The 17,757-nt window shown below is 40.8% G+C and carries 15 protein-coding genes and 1 tRNA gene; 12 read left to right on the forward strand and 4 right to left on the reverse strand.

The window, feature by feature from the left end:
• Positions 1–127: 127 nt before the first annotated feature.
• From GUA46_RS06475 to GUA46_RS06485, 3 genes are all read left to right on the forward strand, one after another.
• The gene (locus GUA46_RS06475; RefSeq protein ID WP_229418455.1) at positions 128–763 is read left to right on the forward strand and encodes a Crp/Fnr family transcriptional regulator; all 636 of its coding nucleotides are present in this window, start codon (positions 128–130) and stop codon (positions 761–763) included.
• A gap of 81 nt (positions 764–844) precedes the next feature.
• Positions 845–1,750 (forward strand): universal stress protein, encoded by a 906-nt coding sequence (locus tag GUA46_RS06480; RefSeq protein WP_176619790.1) that lies wholly within the window; start codon positions 845–847, stop codon positions 1,748–1,750.
• A gap of 48 nt (positions 1,751–1,798) precedes the next feature.
• Positions 1,799–2,737 (forward strand): pyridoxal-phosphate dependent enzyme, encoded by a 939-nt coding sequence (locus GUA46_RS06485; RefSeq protein WP_176619791.1) that lies wholly within the window; start codon positions 1,799–1,801, stop codon positions 2,735–2,737.
• On the opposite strand, the gene GUA46_RS06490 is transcribed toward GUA46_RS06485, so the two are convergent.
• Both GUA46_RS06490 and GUA46_RS06495 read right to left on the reverse strand, forming a co-directional pair.
• Positions 2,730–4,193, reverse strand: a complete 1,464-nt coding sequence (locus tag GUA46_RS06490) for a sensor histidine kinase (RefSeq protein ID WP_176619792.1) — start codon at positions 4,191–4,193, stop codon at positions 2,730–2,732. The two genes, GUA46_RS06485 and GUA46_RS06490, sit on opposite strands and share 8 nt — an antisense overlap.
• 81 nt (positions 4,194–4,274) lie before the next feature.
• Complete coding sequence (locus tag GUA46_RS06495; RefSeq protein ID WP_108246386.1) at positions 4,275–4,664, reverse strand: response regulator; 390 nt, start codon at positions 4,662–4,664, stop codon at positions 4,275–4,277.
• Between the two features lie 664 nt (positions 4,665–5,328).
• On the opposite strand from GUA46_RS06495, the gene GUA46_RS06500 reads away from it, so the two are divergent.
• The 8 genes from GUA46_RS06500 (at position 5,329) to GUA46_RS06535 (ending at position 15,476) form a co-directional block, all read left to right on the forward strand.
• Positions 5,329–5,994, forward strand: a complete 666-nt coding sequence (locus GUA46_RS06500) for a hypothetical protein (protein ID WP_176619793.1) — start codon at positions 5,329–5,331, stop codon at positions 5,992–5,994.
• Positions 5,991–8,762: a carboxypeptidase-like regulatory domain-containing protein gene (locus GUA46_RS06505; protein ID WP_176619794.1), complete on the forward strand. Its 2,772-nt coding sequence runs from the start codon at positions 5,991–5,993 to the stop codon at positions 8,760–8,762. Before GUA46_RS06500 ends, GUA46_RS06505 begins: the two co-directional genes overlap by 4 nt.
• Before the next feature lie 6 nt (positions 8,763–8,768).
• Positions 8,769–9,992 carry a DUF4249 domain-containing protein gene (locus GUA46_RS06510; RefSeq protein WP_176619795.1) on the forward strand — a complete coding sequence of 408 codons (1,224 nt, stop codon included), beginning with the start codon at positions 8,769–8,771 and terminating at the stop codon, positions 9,990–9,992.
• Between the two features lie 10 nt (positions 9,993–10,002).
• Positions 10,003–11,751, forward strand: coding sequence for a hypothetical protein (locus tag GUA46_RS06515; RefSeq protein ID WP_176619796.1), 1,749 nt, complete (start codon positions 10,003–10,005; stop codon positions 11,749–11,751).
• A gap of 197 nt (positions 11,752–11,948) precedes the next feature.
• Positions 11,949–12,644 carry a hypothetical protein gene (locus GUA46_RS06520; RefSeq protein WP_176619797.1) on the forward strand — a complete coding sequence of 232 codons (696 nt, stop codon included), beginning with the start codon at positions 11,949–11,951 and terminating at the stop codon, positions 12,642–12,644.
• Positions 12,645–12,678: 34 nt separating this feature from the next.
• Entirely contained in the window at positions 12,679–13,380 is a 702-nt protein-coding gene (locus tag GUA46_RS06525; protein ID WP_176619798.1) for a hypothetical protein, read from the forward strand.
• A 21-nt stretch (positions 13,381–13,401) separates the two neighbouring features.
• Positions 13,402–14,343, forward strand: a complete 942-nt coding sequence (locus tag GUA46_RS06530; protein ID WP_159075828.1) for a hypothetical protein — start codon at positions 13,402–13,404, stop codon at positions 14,341–14,343.
• A gap of 2 nt (positions 14,344–14,345) precedes the next feature.
• Entirely contained in the window at positions 14,346–15,476 is a 1,131-nt protein-coding gene (locus tag GUA46_RS06535; protein WP_108246394.1) for a gliding motility-associated C-terminal domain-containing protein, read from the forward strand.
• Between the two features lie 38 nt (positions 15,477–15,514).
• Here GUA46_RS06535 and GUA46_RS06540 read toward each other — a convergent pair.
• Positions 15,515–15,596, reverse strand: a tRNA-Leu gene (locus GUA46_RS06540).
• A gap of 97 nt (positions 15,597–15,693) precedes the next feature.
• Here GUA46_RS06540 and GUA46_RS06545 point away from each other — a divergent pair.
• Positions 15,694–17,082 carry a dipeptidase gene (locus GUA46_RS06545; protein ID WP_176619799.1) on the forward strand — a complete coding sequence of 463 codons (1,389 nt, stop codon included), beginning with the start codon at positions 15,694–15,696 and terminating at the stop codon, positions 17,080–17,082.
• Here GUA46_RS06545 and GUA46_RS06550 read toward each other — a convergent pair.
• The gene (locus tag GUA46_RS06550; RefSeq protein WP_176619800.1) at positions 17,079–17,657 is read right to left on the reverse strand and encodes a PhnA domain-containing protein; all 579 of its coding nucleotides are present in this window, start codon (positions 17,655–17,657) and stop codon (positions 17,079–17,081) included. The two genes, GUA46_RS06545 and GUA46_RS06550, sit on opposite strands and share 4 nt — an antisense overlap.
• Between the last annotated feature and the right edge of the window lie 100 nt (positions 17,658–17,757).

A 17,757-nucleotide genomic window follows, 5' to 3' on the forward strand; every position in this document is an offset into this window, starting at 1 on the left:
AAAAACATGATATTTATCAGTTAACACTAATTCCTTGTATCTTAAATTTGTCATCTCAGGTAAACTAATCATTATGGAAAGCAGGTGTGAAAATTGTATTATCAGGCAGTTTAACTCCCTTCGTGCAATGAGCAAGGAAGAATTAAAACAAGTCTCCGACTCCAAAACCACACGCACCGTTAAAAAAGGTGAGCCCATTTTTGAAGAAGGGGATAAACTCAACGGTGTCTACTGTGTACGAAACGGAGTATCCAAGCTTTCCAAGCTTAGTGCCAATGGCAAAGACCAAATCGTGAAATTGGCAAGTAAGGGCGAAGTTTTAGGACAACGTTCTGTAATATCCCAAGAAAGCACTAACCTTTCCGCCATTGCGGTGAACGATATGGAGGTGTGCTTTATTCCAAAGGAAAGCATCAACAATACACTTCAAAAAAATCCAAATTTTACTTTGGAGGTGTTGCGGCATATGGCCCATGATTTAAAGGAAGCCGATGATGTAATCGTCAATATTTCCCAAAAGACCGTAAAGCAAAGAATGGCAGAGGCCTTCTTGTACCTTCAAAACAATTTCGGAGAGGATGCCGAAGGCTACTTGGCTCTTACACTCTCCAGAGAAGATATTTCGAATGTGGTGGGAACTGCTACGGAATCCGCCATTCGAATTATTTCCGAATTTAAAAAGAAGGGATTGATCCGTACTTCGGGCAAGCGAATAGGCATAAAGGACGAGCGCAAACTCCTTGAAATGGTGGAAGGCTTTTAGTCTATTTTCCAAAACCTGACATTTGTCATAGTATCCCCTACCCCTTGGTTCTAATTTTATCGCATCGTAAATCTTAGTCCGATGCAAAAGATATTAATACCTACGGATTTTTCGGAAAACGCATGGAATGCCATTGATTATGCCATGCAATTGTTCCGCAACAGGCGTTGCACATTTTACTTGCTCAACACCTATACCCCGGTTATCCCGAGCAGCCGATTTATGGCCAAAATGATTGATGGAGTCCGCATTGTGGATGCGGTAAGAGAGAATTCTGAACAGGGACTGAACAAGACCGTCAAGCGTATCCAGTCCAAATACGGCAATCCCAATCACAGCTTTGAAACCATTTCTTCCTTTAATCTTTTGGTGGAGGAGGTCAAGGATATTGTTGAAACTTTCGGCATCAACCTTGTGGTAACGGGCACTAAAGGGGCTTCTGGCGTGGATGAGGTATTTATGGGAAGTAATACCGTACGCATTATCAAAAGTGTGAGAAAATGTCCTGTTTTGGCCATTCCTTATCATTTTGAATATATTACACCCACTGAAATTGCCTTTGCCACCGATTTCAACCGCTTTTATACCACTTCAGAATTGGAACCTCTCTTGGATATGGCCAAAATGTTCAAGGCAACCATTCGGATTGTCCATGTGCAATATGGCATCAAAGCATTGACCGAGCTTCAGCAATTCAATTTGAACATGTTGCGCCGTTACTTGAACGATGTAGAGCATTATGTCCATACCGTTTCCGAGCTCAATTCAGTTTCCCATACTTTGGAAACTTTCTCCAAAGAACTAGGCATCCACTTATTGGCCATGCTGAACTATCAGCACAGCTACATGGAAAAAATGACCCGCGAACCGATAATAAAGCGAACCGCTTTCCACACCCAAATACCTTTATTGGTGATTCCAGAATTGGGGATGGAGGGAGTTTCCATAAAATCCAAAGAAGAACAAAAGGTAGAGGCTGAAGGTTGATAATCCCGTATTATCTTTATACCATATATAAAATTGGTACAAAGATTCATGGACAAGCAAAGCCTTATCGATTGCCACAATCGGATAAAACCCTTTATCCACAACACCCCTGTTCTTACTTCCCGCCTTATAGACGAGGTGGTGGGTGCTCAGTTATATTTTAAATGTGAAAACTTTCAGCGAATGGGCGCCTTTAAAATGCGTGGAGCTGCCAATGCCATTATGCAACTTACTGATGAGCAAAAACAGAATGGTGTGGTTACGCATTCATCCGGAAACTTTGCTCAAGCGCTGTCTCTTTCTGCCAAAAGTTTGAGTGTCAAAGCCTATATTGTAATGCCCAGCACGGCTCCTGAGGTCAAAAAAGATGCCGTTAAGGGATATGGAGGAATTTTGGTTGAATGTGAACCCAATCTAGCCGCCAGGGAATCTGCATCGCAAGAAATTGTTGAAAAGTACAGCGCTACTTTTATACATCCATCAAATGATGACCACGTGATTTTAGGACAGGGCACAGCTTGCAAGGAACTGTTGGAGGAACAACCAAACCTTGAATACGTCTTTACTCCTGTTGGCGGCGGTGGTTTAATTGCCGGCACGGCTCTCTCTACCCATTATTTTGGATCTAATTGTAGGACCATCGGAGGCGAACCTTTTGAAGTCGATGATGCTTATAGGTCTCTGAAAAGTGGAAAATTAGAGACCAATACTACTACAAACACCATTGCCGATGGATTAAAAACCCAATTAGGTGACAGGAACTTTCCCATCATTCAAAAACATGTGGAAGAAATTGTAAGGGTGACCGAAGCGGATATCGTTGCGGCCATGCGCCTTATTTGGGAGCGTCTTAAAATTGTTTGCGAACCATCCAGTGCTGTGGCTTTGGCAGCCGTATTTAAGAAAAAGAACGATTTGAACGAAAAAAAAATAGGGGTCATAGTTTCTGGAGGAAACGTTGATTTTGGTAACCTACCCTTTAAGTGATATGGTTTTTGGGAAAAATCAGAGTAAAGGTGGTTCCTACATCCTTTTCACTTTGTACTTCTATTTTTCCATCCATGGCCTCCACTTGGGTTTTCACCAAATAAAGCCCAAATCCCTTGCCCTCCGTGGCACCACTCAATCTACCGTACATATCAAAGATCTTACGTTCTTTTTCGGGTGTCAGCTCCATACCTATTCCATTATCTGTGAACCTTATTAGAATTGAATCGACCAGTTCCTCTGTGTTTATGGAAATGATAGCAGGTATACCTTCTTTGGCATAATTGATTGCATTTAAAATAAGGTTGTAAAAGATGTTGACCACATAGCTCTTGGCACCAAAAACCAAATCCATCTTGGTGAAATCTGTACGAATCGTAGCCTTATATTTTGTGATTTCTTCGGATAAAAGTCCATCAACATCCTTCATGACATCCTTTAGGTGAACTTCTCTGAATTTCTCCCTGTCCGCGGATTTTAACGATAAGGAAAGGTGTAAATCCTTTATTGTTTGATCTAAGGCCTCGGTTGTGTGCTCTATTTTCTTTACAATATCGTCGTTCATGGGGTCCTTCCCCCATTCATATATTTTGGACAACATTAAAACATTGGAAATAGGTCCGCGTAGATTATGCGATATGATCCGAACAAAGTTCTGGAGCTCATGGTTCTGTTCTACGATTTGTTGATTGGCCAGTACATCTTTGGTAACATCTTGGGTGGTACCTGCCATCCGGTACGGTTTTCCGTTCTCGTCATAAAACGGCCTCCCTTTTTGATGAACATACCGTATGTTTCCGTTGTCCAGAACAATCCTATGAATCACATCGTGCATCCTGTTTTTCTTGATGCTATCCTGAACGTCCTCAACGAATCCATCCCTATCTTCAGGGTGAATAATCTTCATCAAGGCATCAAAGGTTGCGTCAAATTTTCCGGGCTCTTGCTCAAAAATTCTGAACAATTGGTTGCTCCAACTAATTTTATCCTCTCGGATGTCCCAGTTCCAATGCCCAAAGACGGTTATTTCCTGAGCTTCTCTATACCTTCGTTCGCTTTCTTGCAGCCTATGTGTATTTTTTACAACTTGGGAAATATCTTTTTGCCAAATACAGCACCCTATAACTTCACCGAAGTTGTTCATAAAAGGTTGAAAAGAGAACTCGTGCACCGTCAATTCCCCATTTTCCTCAAAGGTATGTTTGGATGTTGTTGGATAACGATCAAGTGCCTGCGCACAACCCTTACTACAGGGATTAAAGAAGTACGCGGACTGATAAACGGGATGTAAATCCATACCTCGTTCAGGCTTTCCCCAACCGGCTTTGCTTAGACGGTCCCCAAAAGATGTATTAAAAGCAGTCAACTTATAATCTACATCCATGGCCCATACCGCATCATACCTATCCTCAACGATTTCAACCTTGTTATCAATTAAGATATGTTTATGCTTCACGGTTAAAATTTAATTTAAGAATAAAACAATGTCACCTATAGGGGGAACAATCAAAGGTTTTACTACTAAATATACGAACTATTATTTATTAGCTCCTTGCAAATAATCCTCCAAGTGCTCGATACGCAATGGTTTAGTGATAAACTTCTTTACAAATTTACCGTACTTCTCAGCCTCGGCTTTATCCGCCTCTGCCTCAGAAGAGGTTACCAAGAGGACTTCATTGGTTTCTGGAAAGTCTTCAAGCATCATGAATTCCAAAAATTCAAATCCGCTCATTTCCGGCATATTTATATCCAATAAAATAAGTGTTTTTATCCCGGGGTTATCTCTATACCTCAAATCGTCTAGGGCCAATTCGGGATTAGTAAAACTCTTCACCCTATCTTCCATTCCCATTCTTCTAAAGTGAATAGCATTTACAGTATTCACCAGGTCTTCGTCATCGACCAAGTATATTTCCTTGTACATAGCTTCTGGCCTATTTAGTTGGTTTCAGTTTGGTTTTATTGTGAAAAAAATTGACAAATATCAATAATTTCCATCTAATAAAACTCCAATAATAATGTTTTATTACAAATAAAAGTAACCCTTTGTGTATTGAATCAAGAAATTAAAAGATTCTTATAAATCCCATTAGACCCAATACCTTTCCAAACACCTGATTGTCTTAAATTTACAATTATTCTTGTATTTTAACAAAAACTCACCTAGAATTTTAAGTCCCTTTATTTATTCAAACCTTTATATTCTTATCTCCTATATTGTTTAGAAGATATCAACCAATGTTTAAGTCCGGTATGGCTCACTTAATAGATGAATTACAAAGTAGTTTTATGTAATTTCAAAATAGCAGTGAATAGAATACGTGCCCTTAATGTCCATACATTTTTATTTGCAAGCACCTATCCTATTTATAAAATGCCAACATTAGAGTTGAGAATTAACTTGATGCATAATTCTACACATAGAATTCTATTCAATCCACAAATTTTTCCTTCTTATGGTATAAATAATTTCATTTTCAACTCTTTTTTCTATTTTTAGTGGGAATACCAACCTCATGAAAACCAAAACAATAGTTCTTTCCTTATGGGCAACTATTATTTGTTCTGGCTCTTTAATTAGTCAAAACATGCCCAGCGAACCCGCCTATTATAATTGGTTCGACAGTAAAGTCCAGCGCTACAACACAGGACTTTTCAATGGCATCCGATATACAGAACAGTATAGGACCATTAACGAAAAGCATAAGTTTTTTGAGAAAAGTGAATTTCAGTTGGGATCAGTCGTATACAATGGCCAATTTTACGACCAAACTCCCCTAAAATATGATCTGGACACCGACCAATTACTTCTAAACATTGGATACAATTATAAATTCCCAACATTGATTCTTCTTAAATCCAAGGTAGAAGGTTTTAGAATTGGAGATAGCCATTTTGTTCATATTGAAAATAAATCAGATGAAACCGATATGGAAGGTTTTTATCAAGTGTTGGTAGCCAATGATTCTATAAGACTTCTTAAGAAGAATAGTAAAAAGAGGTTCAAGAGGATTAAGGGAAGTACCATTTACTACGAATTTTTACCGGAAAACAATTATGTAATCGACTATGGTGATTCCTATTATAACATCGCCAAAAAAAAGGATGTCATTAGAATATGGCCCAACAAAAGGGATTTCATTAATGAGAATTATAACCCGGCGTTAAGGAAAATCAATGAGGATGATTTTTGGACAAGCTTCTTTTCTAAGTTATCCGATTCTTTTAATACACAAAACATCGGGAAAGAATGATCAAAAAACCTCTAATCTTATTGGTTCTGCTCTTCGGAACCATGCTAATCGCCCAAGAAAAAAATCCAAAATTTAGTTTTGATTTTGATAATGTAAGTTTGACCGAAGCTCTGAACACCATTGAATCCGATGCCAATGTTCTTTTCTATTATGATGAGAATTGGCTTTTAGGAGCAACCATTTCGGTCTCGTTCGTCAACAAACCTTTGTCGGAGATCCTCACCTCTATTTTGGAAGAAACCAACATCAACTTTTTTAGGTTAAGCGATGATAAAATCATTTTGACCCAAAACAGTATTGTATATGATAGTTTGCCCGAAGGTTTTTTCGGAAAAGAACAAACGGATTCGATAGAAGAAAGAACCGATATTAAAGTGTACAGCAATCCTGTTTTTTCAAATATCGAGGCAACAAAGGCAAATACAGTAACACGAACTGTAAGAATAGGCAAGGAAAACGTATCGGACAATAGAACCACTTTCAAAATAAGTGGTTATGCGACCACGGTAGAGCAAAACCAGCCCATTCCCGACCTTTCCATTGTGCTCAATGGCAAGAGTACAGGTACCGCAACAAATACTGAAGGATACTATGAACTGGAAGTGCCGGCAGGCACCAGCATTATCAAAACCAGTTCTTTGGGCATAGAGCCCAGCACCACTAGAGTAATCGTATTCAATGATGGCGAACTCAACTTTCAACTTAATGAAAGTGTAGAATTTCTGGATGAAGTCATTGTAGAGGCAGATGCATCCAAAAATGTCGAGGAAGCTATATCTGGAAGTACAGAGCTTGTAGTGGAAGAGACCAAAAACATTCCTCTGGTACTCGGTGAAAGAGATGTCCTGAAAGTTGCCGCTACGCTACCCGGAATATCCACCGCTGGTGAAGGAGCCGCAGGTTTTAACGTAAGGGGAGGTAGTACCGACCAAAACCTGATGTTGTTGGACAATGCGGTAATCTATAATCCCTCCCACTTTTTTGGAATTTTTCAGGCACTGAACCCTTTTACCACGAAAGATGTAAAGATTCTTAAAGGGGGGATTCCTGCAGAATATGGAGGACGTCTATCTTCCGTATTCGATATAACCTCAAAAGATGCCAATACCGAAAAAATAGCAGGTGAGGCTGCCATTGGCCCAGTTACCAGTAATGTTGCCTTAGAAATTCCTGTAATAAAAGGAAAATCCGGACTACTTGTTGGTGGCAGGGGTACGTATTCCGGTTGGATTCTTCGGTCGTTGGAGGAAGAATCATTGCAAAACAGTGAAGCTTCTTTTTATGATGCCATAGCCAAATACACCCATAAGTTCAACGAAAAAAATACCGTAAAGGTTATGGGCTATTACAGCAACGACGCCTTTAGTATTACCTCAGATTCTATTTATGGATACAACAACAGGCTGTTTTCGTTGCAATGGGACCATCAATTCAATGAAAAAAATACCGGTAGCCTTGTACTTGCGAACAGCAATTACAAATTCAACATCGCATATGAAGGCAACTCGGACAACAATTTTGACCTTGGCTTTGTGGTGGATGAAACTGAAGCCAAATTCAAGTTCACCTACCTTTATAGCAAAGCACACAAATTTGATTATGGGCTATCCGCAAAATTGTACAACGTTCAACCCGGAAATTTTGAGCCCAAAGGGAGCAACTCTATAGTTACCCCCATAAATATACCAAAGGAAAAGGCACTCGAGGGTGCGGTTTATCTATCCGATAATTTTACGGTAAACGACAAACTTTTAATCGATGCCGGTATTAGATACTCTGTATTTGCCGCCTTGGGCAGTACCGAAGCCAGAATTTACGAGGAAAATATGCCAAAGAACGAGGAAACCTTGGTAGAGACCGTTTCCTATGATAACAACGAAATTGTGGAAACCTATGGCGGGCCCGAAATTCGCTTGTCAGCAAGGTACTTTCTTGGGCCTGACTTTTCGGTAAAAGCGAGTTTTAACACCACCTATCAATACATTCATAGATTGTCCAACACCACCACAATTAGTCCTATTGATACTTGGAAACTTTCGGATAATAACATAAAACCTCAAATGGGAAGACAGGTAGGATTGGGCTTCTACAAAAATTTAGAGGGCAACCTTTACGAGCTTAGCTTGGAAGGATATTACAAGGAATCCGATAATCTATTGGATTTTAAAGTGGGGTCCGACCTTTTGCTCAACGAGACCATTGAAACCGAAACCTTACAAGGTGATGGCCAAGCCTATGGTCTCGAGTTTTTGATACGCAAAAACTATGGAAAACTCAATGGATGGCTAGGTTACACCTATTCAAGGTCCTTTTTAAAACTGGATAGCGAATTTGCCGAGGAACGCGTGAACAATGGCGATTTTTTTCCCACCAATTACGACAAACCGCACGATTTCAGCGCCGTTTTAAACTACAAATTGACCAAAAGATTCAGTTTATCGGCAAACTTGGTCTATCAAACAGGAAGGCCCGTGACCTATCCGGTGGCCCGTTACAATTTTAACAACTCAGAATATGTAGTCTACAGTAACCGAAATGAGTTCAGGATTCCGGATTATTATCGATTGGACTTGGGCTTTAATATAGAAGGTAATCACAAACTGAAAAAATTCGCCCATAGCTTTTGGAACATTTCCATCTATAATGTTTTAGGAAGAAACAACCCTTACTCTGTATTCTTTGCGACCGAAAATGGAGAGCTGAAAGCTTATCAAAGTTCAATTTTTTCGATACCCGTGCCTACCATAACGTATAATTTTAAATTCTAACCCAAGATGCAGATTAAAACCATAGCTAGATACTTTTTCTATTGCAGTTGTTTGCTATTGGCCATTAACTGCGTGGACCCATTCGAAATACAAACGGATGAATTCGAGAGGTCCGTAGTAATCGAAGGCACCATTACCAATCAAAATAAAACCCAGAAAATATTGATTTCGCAAACCTTTCCATTAGATACGGTCTTGATGTCGGGTCTGAGCAACGCTCAAGTATCTGTATCCGACAGTAACGGTTCCGTATACTCCTTTACAGAAGCAAATGTGGGCGAATACACTTCAACTTCACCGTTTGCAGCAGAAGCCGGATTGACATACACCCTACGTGTCGAAACCTCGGATGGAAGGACCTATATTTCGGAGGACACTCCTGTTCCCTCAACATCCTCGATAGAAAATATCTATGCCGAAAGGGATTTTAAGGACGATGCAGAGGAAGGCATGTTCATCTACGTGGATAGTTACGACCCCTCCGGGGAATCCAAGTACTATCGTTTTGAATATGAAGAAACCTATAAGATCATAGCTCCATTTTGGAATGCCGGTGATGTAAATGTAATTGCTGGATATCCCAATCCTCAATTTTCCATTGTACCGCGTTCCCAGGAAGAGCAGATTTGTTACAATACCATAAAATCCAACACTATTATTCAGGAAAACACTACCAACTTTAACGAAGACCGTATCAGTAAGTTTCCGGTTAGGTTTATAAACAGGGACAATTATATTCTAACTCACCGGTACAGTATTTTGATCAAACAGTACGTGCAGAGTCGGGCAGCGTTTGCCTATTACGAAACGTTGGGAAAATTATCAGGCTCGGAAAGTCTGTTTTCACAATTGCAGACCGGATTCGTGGAAGGGAATATCTATTCCGAAGCAAACAGCGATGAAAAGGTCATCGGTTTTTTTCAAGTAAGTACGGTATCAGAAGAAAGGATTTTCTTTAATTATGACGATTTTTTCCCAGGGGAAAGATTGCCGGATTTTGTAAGTGACTGTCCCCTACTTTCGCCTCCGGTTATGACAGAAGGCGGGATTTCACCTTTGTTGGATGCAGTGGAACAAGACCTTATAACCTATTACGAAGATTATTCCCCACCCGATAATGGACTTATTCAAACAGAACCACACGGTCCATACTATATGGTATACAGGGTATGTGGCGACTGTACAGCACTGGGAGATAACACAGTACCAGATTTTTGGGTAGAAGACTAAAAAATATGGCATGAAAACTATAGCACTATACCTCTTCCTCTTCATTCATGTAGGGATTTTTACAATGAACGCACAGAACAGCGCTGAAGACTTAACAATGAACAATATACGCGTTCCGCATCAGGAACAAGTATATCTGCATACAAATGCGACCATGATGTTTGTGGGAGAATATATGTACTACACGCTGTATTGTTTAAAAGAAAACACGGGGCAATTGAGCAATGTAAGCAAAATAGCCTATGTAAAATTGGTCAACCAGGATAAAGAAGTGGTCCTCAACTTTAAAATCAAACTCGAAAACGGCATAGGCGACAGTAATTTTTTTATTCCTTCAAGCATACCTTCGGGGAACTATAAATTGTTGGCATACACGCAATGGATGTTGAACAACGGAAGAAACTACTTTTACTCCAAAGATATAACCATACTTAATCCTTATACCAGTAATCAAGCTGTTTTTCGCTCACAGACAACAGACACGGCCCCCGAAATAGTACGGCAAGATCTCAATGAACCCACCGTCCGACCATCTTTGTCCATATCCTTAAACCGTCGCCAATTTGGAACTCGCGAGCAGGTTTCTTTGAACATTACGCCTTATCCTGGACAAGAAAGTTCAGGAAACTATTCCATCTCCATTAATAAAGTAGATGAGTTGGAAGTAAAGGTGAATAAAACTGCTTTGGATTTTCGTAAATCCTATCCAAAAAAGCAATCCCTTAAACAGCAGATATTGCCAGAACTTAGGGGTGAATTGTTAAAAGGAAAACTCTCGGTACCCGATAGCGTTGAATTGGGCAACGGTCCAACGATTATAGGAGCTTCTTTTCCGGGAGAAAACTACCTTTTTAAAACTGCAACTCCAGATAACAATGGTGTTTTCTACATCAATGTGGATGAAGATTATAGTTCGGATGATTTATTTCTTCAGGTCATTTCGAAAAATAATGCAGATTATGACATTGTCATAGAGAGCGAGGAAGATATTGATTTGAACCCATTACAATTCAAAAGTTTTGAACTCGACAAGGAGATGGAAGCCATCATAAAAGAACGAAGTATCTACAATCAAATCGAAAACGCTTATTACAGCAGTAAACCGGACACCATCCTCATTGAAAATAGAAATGCCCGCTTTTATGGTCCGGCCACGATGACTTATCCTTTGGATGACTATACTAGGTTTTCCACCATTAAAGAAACTTTCGTGGAAGTAGTGGAACATGTCTGGATACAAAAAAACTCGAATGATGAGCAAGAGTTCCATGTGAGACCTTTACCTCCAAACTTGGATTCCGGAGAACTGCCATTGATTTTTATTGATGGAATATTGGTGCAGGATGCTCAAAGACTGTTGGACCTACCAGCAGCAAGGGTGGAATCCATCTCCATTTCCCGGAACCAACATTTTTATGGCAACAAAACCTTCCAAGGTGTGGTGGATGTGTCCACCTTTAAATCAGACTATTACACTTACTATTATTCGCCATACATAAAAACACATAAGCTTTTTAAACCCAACGGAGGTAAACAATATTACCAACAATCATACGAAGGCGATTTAAAAGAAAAATATCAGCGACTCCCTGATTTTAGATATCAACTACTTTGGTTGCCAAAATTTGAATTCAAGGGTATAGAGGAAAACGTATCCTTTTACAGCTCCGACATTAGTGGAACTTTCGAGATATCCCTGGAAGGATTTACAAAAAATGGTGTTCCAGTATCGCTAAAGAAACAATTTACGGTAGAATAATACTTTTTTTGCCAAAACAGCTGGAAGTACATCCATCTCCCAAACTTGTTAAAAAAAAGCCTTACCGAAACAGGTAAATGCTTATTATTTAGGTGTTTACCAACTGTTTTAACTCAATACACAACAAAAAAAACCTTTGTGCCTAAACTTTTTTTATTTTCATACATGTAATATTTTACTTACATATTTTGTAGATAATGAAGTTCATTTATACCATTACATTGACTGCTTTTCTTTTGATAGCCCTAAAGGGCAATGCCCAGGTCAAGATTGGGGATAACCTACAATTGATCGACGCATCATCCCTTTTAGAACTGGAAAGCAGCTCTCGTGTATTTGTACTCACAAGAGTCACGGAAAGTCAAATGAACGCCATAACCCCATTAAATGGCGCATTGGTCTATAATACGGATGCACAATGCATATTTATGTATTCAGGTGACTCATGGAGAAATCTATGTACTAACAATAGCGACATAAACGCACTGGGAAATAATGGGCTTTCGGTAGTCAATGGAAATACCGTACAATTGGGCGGGTCCCTCATACGGCCTACCACTGTACAGACCGATGCCATCAACACCTTGACCATTACCGGTCTTGAAGAAAACAATGATCTTTCAAACGCAACAATGGTCCTCTTGGACGACACAGGAGCGCTTACCAAAACTTCTTTGGATGCTTTGGTCCAAAAGCAAGAGAGTGTAATAGCTGCATCGGAAGGGCAAAACCAGTTCACTACCCCACAAACCATTACGGACACCGACAAGATAGATGTTTACAGGAACGGTATAAAAATCAGTTTTTCTGCTGTCGGACCTAACTTGATAGAGCTTCAATCGGATATTATCTGCTTTGACAACGATGAAATCCGAATCGTACAAATTCAATGATCAACATAAATCGCATTAACTAAACACTTTTTACATGAAAACTTCAATCCTTTTTAAAACTATGAACTTTGCTTTCCTTGTAATAGGAATGCTGTCCTTTGGGACAATGAATGCCCAACAAACTACTGGCGATATCACCAAAGCATCTGATATTGTTCCTGGAACTACAACTACGGGCGGGGCCATCCGGGTAATCGACAACAGAGGTACCATTAAGTATATCCAAACACAGAATGGTATTACCATGCTATCCAATACTACAGACGATGTGACAACCACAACCCTTCAACTAGGAGGAACCTTGACCAACGATACTTTTATTGATGTAGACGGAAACGTGTTCGGCTTGGATGGAATTGAATTGATCTCAACCGAAACAGCCTCCACCGATGCCACCACAGCGTCCGATCATGGAACTGGTACCGGATACACCATTCTTGTACGGGATGAAGCAACAGGTGCCGTAAAAAAACTCTTGACATCCGACCTTAGCTTAATTCAAAGTGGACAGGAAAGTTTTACAGCTTCAGCGGGACAAACAGCCTATCCTCTGACTGGAAGCCCAGAGTTACCCGCCTATAGCCAAGTTTGGGTTTATAGAAATGGAGTCAAGCTAATTGCCAATGTGGATTATACCATTGCATCATCAACAGTAACCTTGGTGCCGAGTGCCGTAGCTCCAAATGATTGGGCCGTATATGCCGGTGATGTAATCGAAGTACAGTATGTGAGGTAGATTAACTTCTAAACACCGTAAATGCTTCCGTACCGCTTAAAATCCATTATTTTATCGATACTCCTCATGGGGTTGGGGCAATTTATCTCATCACAGGAAGTAAGAGTAGTGGATAACAAGGGTACCACTACGATTGTACGGAATACGTCGGTTACTGCGGGAACCGTGGCGCCTTCCTCACCCATATTGAACGATATTTGGTTCGACACCTCAAATAGCGAGCAACAAATCGTTAACATTTGGAACGGTTCCACTTGGCAGGAGATTACATTTACCGGTGCTCCAGGCTCTATCTTTTTTGCTGGTTCCGATGGCACTCCAGAACAAGAAAACGACCGATTGTTCTGGGATGAGGTCAACAATAGGCTCGGAATCGGGACTGCATTGCCCACACAATCCATTGATGTAAATGGGAGCGTTAGAGTGCGGACCATGACCCAAGCAGCCAACTCCGATGCTATTCTAAAAGCCGACACAGGTGGAGTTTTACACCTTTCCAAAGTGAATTATGGAGGACGGTGGACAAACACGGATACCTCAACCAACCTAAACGTCAACGATACACAAGTACCAATTTTTGGAACAGCCGATTATGTTGATGATGGCACCAGTTTATATGAAGTAAGTGGAAATACTTTAATCGTAAAAGAAGCCGGCCGATATGATATCAGGGCCAATATTGCCTTAGTTGGTTACGATGGTGGTGCATTGTACACCACAAAATTTGATACGAACGTCAATATTAGAATCGCAGTTAATGGCACCCCTGTTGGTGCCTATGGGGCCAGTGGATATATCAGCTTCGAATTAGGTCATAATCATTCCAGTGTACATACCAGCGAAATTTTAGAACTGGATACCAATGATGTGATTTCCATACTATCCTACAGAGATGCAAATTCAGGTTCTGTTCTGATGGATGGTAGTGGCAACTCCAGTTTTATCATCAATAAATTAAGATAGCCATGAAAGCAATTTATGGTATTCTTCTTTTTGTATCACTAAACCTAACTGCCCAGGAAGGCACCCGGAATTTGGGAATGATCAAAGTTCATGACCAAGGAAATTTGGGCTTCCACGGAAATTTGGTGAACGATGGGATTTTTAACGATAACCAAGGGCTTGTGGGCTTTTATAGCGAACAGTCCATTATAGTTTCAGGTCTATTCCCGACCATATTCAATGATAGTGAATTCATTACCGAACAAGGAATACAATTAGCGATTTCCATGGAAGTGCAAAACAATGCTAATTTTGTTCAAGGTGATATAAGAACCCCGAAAACCGATTCATTCACCTCACTTCAATTTTTATCTGAATCCTTTTACACCGGAACGACCGATATAGCGAAAGTGGATGGCTACGCGAGTATCCAAAACAAACAACAGTTCACATTTCCGGTAGGGGATATACAACAATTGCGACCGCTGGTCCTACTTTCGGAATCAGAGAACCCAGTAGCCCATTGCGCGTATTTTTTCTCAAATCCGGATGAGTTTCCATCATTGAACAGCTTAAACAGAGAAAACACCCTCCAACAAATAAGTAGACACGAATTTTGGAGATTGGAAGGCAGCGTACCTTCTACGATTCAAATTTCGTGGAACCAACGTAGTCAAATGCCGAACATGGCCGACACGATTGATGAAATAACAGTGGTTGGATGGAACAAGATCAATCATCAATGGGAAAATTTGGGGGCTGGGGCTGTGGGAACTTTATCCGATGGAGTTGCTGTTTCGACTTTATTTGTTCCCGATGCTTATGAAGCAATTACTTTTGGCACGTTGGATATGCTCGAAACTATACCGGATTTGGCTAATTATTTGCTCACCCCGAATGGCGATGGCATCAACGATTTTTTACATATTGATGAACTGGCACTTTCAAACGACAATTGGGTGAGAATTTTTGACCGAAACGGGATGCTGGTCTTTGAAAAATACAATTATACCAACCAGTTTAGAGGTTATGCCAACAAGGGAGATGTGGTACTTAACCGAAACAACGGTCTGCCACAAGGGGTTTATTTTTACATGGTTGTTATGGAAGACCTTGGTTTGGAGTACCAAGGCTATTTGTACTTGGCCAGATAAAATAAAAAAAGCTCCTCAGTTTTTGAGAAGCTTTTTTGTGCGGGTGAAGGGAGTCGAACCCCCACGCCTTGCGGCACTAGATCCTAAGTCTAGCGTGTCTACCAATTCCACCACACCCGCGAATTGGAGTGCAAATATAAATCAATTTTCCGATTTGCAAATGCCCACCCTTTAAAAACTTGTTTTTTGTACTTTTAGGGTCCTTTTTAAATCATTTATGAAAGACATCAATAATTACATTAATTCCAACAAAGACAGATTTATCAACGAGTTGATCGACCTCCTTAAAATCCCCTCCATTAGTGCGGACAAAGCGTACGCCAAGGATGTACTTGAAGCGGCAAAAGCTGTAAAGAAATCTTTGGACGATGCTGGTTGCGATAACACAGAGATTTGTGAGACCAAAGGTTATCCGGTAGTGTACGGCGATAAGATCATCGACCCTAATTTACCAACGGTCTTGGTATACGGTCATTACGATGTGCAACCACCGGACCCGATGAACCTGTGGACCTCCCCTCCATTTGAGCCGGTCATCAAAAAAACGGAACTCCATCCCGATGGGGCCATTTTTGCCCGTGGTGCGTGTGATGACAAAGGCCAGTTCTTTATGCACGTAAAAGCTGTGGAATACATGATCCAGAACGATGAACTGCCCTGCAACGTCAAGTTTATGATCGAGGGCGAGGAAGAAGTGGGAAGCGATAGTTTGGAGGATTTTCTAAAGGAAAACAGCGAAAAACTCAAAAACGATATTATCCTCATTTCCGACACGGGAATGATTGCCAATGATACGCCATCCATTACCACAGGATTGCGTGGATTGAGCTATGTGGAGGTGGAAGTAACTGGAGCAAACCGTGATCTTCACTCTGGGATATATGGTGGTGCTGCACCAAACCCAATCAACGTGTTGGCAAAAATGATTGCACAACTGCATGATGAAGATAACCATATCACCATTCCAGGGTTTTACGATAAAGTCCAAGTTATCCCGGACGATGAGCGCGCTGAAATGGCCAAGGCCCCTTTTAATCTGGAAGCCTATAAAAAATCATTGGACATTGGCGACGTGCACGGAGAAAAAGGCTATTCTACTCCTGAACGATTTGGTATCCGTCCGACCTTGGATGTGAACGGAATTTGGGGCGGCTATACCGGTGAAGGTGCAAAAACAGTAATTGCTAGCAAGGCATACGCCAAAATTTCAATGCGATTGGTGCCGAACCAAGATTGGCACGAGATTACAGACCTGTTCACCAAACATTTTGAATCGCTGGCACCAAAAAGCGTTAAGGTGAAGGTTTCTCCGCACCATGGCGGACAGGCTTACGTTACCCCCATTGATAGCGACGGGTACCAAGCCGCTTCAAAAGCCATGGAAACCACCTTTGGAAAAAACCCGGTTCCACAAAGGACTGGGGGCAGTATTCCCATCGTAGCACTTTTTGAAAATGTATTCGATAGCAAAACCATTCTGTTAGGTTTTGGATTGGATAGCGATGCCATCCACTCCCCCAACGAACACTTTGGTGTTTGGAACTTTTTAAAGGGCATTGAAACGATACCCTATTTTTATAAATATTATACAGAGATGAAGGCCTAAGTCTTTTTAACGTATTTGGTCACGATAACAATTTGTTGGCCATCTACCTTGCCTTCAATATACTCGGCATTTTCGTGATCCAGGGAAATCCGTCTAACGGCGGTTCCCTGTTTTGCGACCATGCTGGAACCTTTCACCTTCAAATCCTTTATCAAAACAACATTATCTCCATTTTCGAGGATGTTGCCATTTACATCCCGATGGATAATTTTTTCGCTCTCATCCTTTCCTTCACCGGTAGCTTTGGCCCATTCCAAGGCTCCGTCTTCCAAGTACATCATACCGAGCAGGTCTTGTGGCCACCCTTCAGACTTTAAACGATTGAGCATTCGCCATGCCACCACCTTTACCGCATCATACTCGCTCCACATACTATCGTTCAAGCATCTCCAATGGTTGCTGTCCATCTCTTCCTGTTTCTCAATTTGATCAATACAGGTTTTGCAGGCAAGAATGCTTCCATCCAGACCGCCAGTGGACACGGGAGGCACCTCATAAACCTGTAAATTTTCGGTTGACCCACAGAGTTCGCAGACACCTCCGCTCCTTTCCAGCAAATCTTCGAGTAATCCCATTGGCTATCAATTGAACGGCAAACTTAACATTTTACCGCATTAAACTGATAGCTTTCAAATTTATTATAACTCTACAGTTGTAGAATTAAAATATTTATTC

Origin of the sequence: Flagellimonas chongwuensis (assembly GCF_013376415.1) — a bacterium.
In the GTDB taxonomy this organism is placed as follows: Bacteria; Bacteroidota; Bacteroidia; order Flavobacteriales; family Flavobacteriaceae; genus Flagellimonas; species Flagellimonas chongwuensis.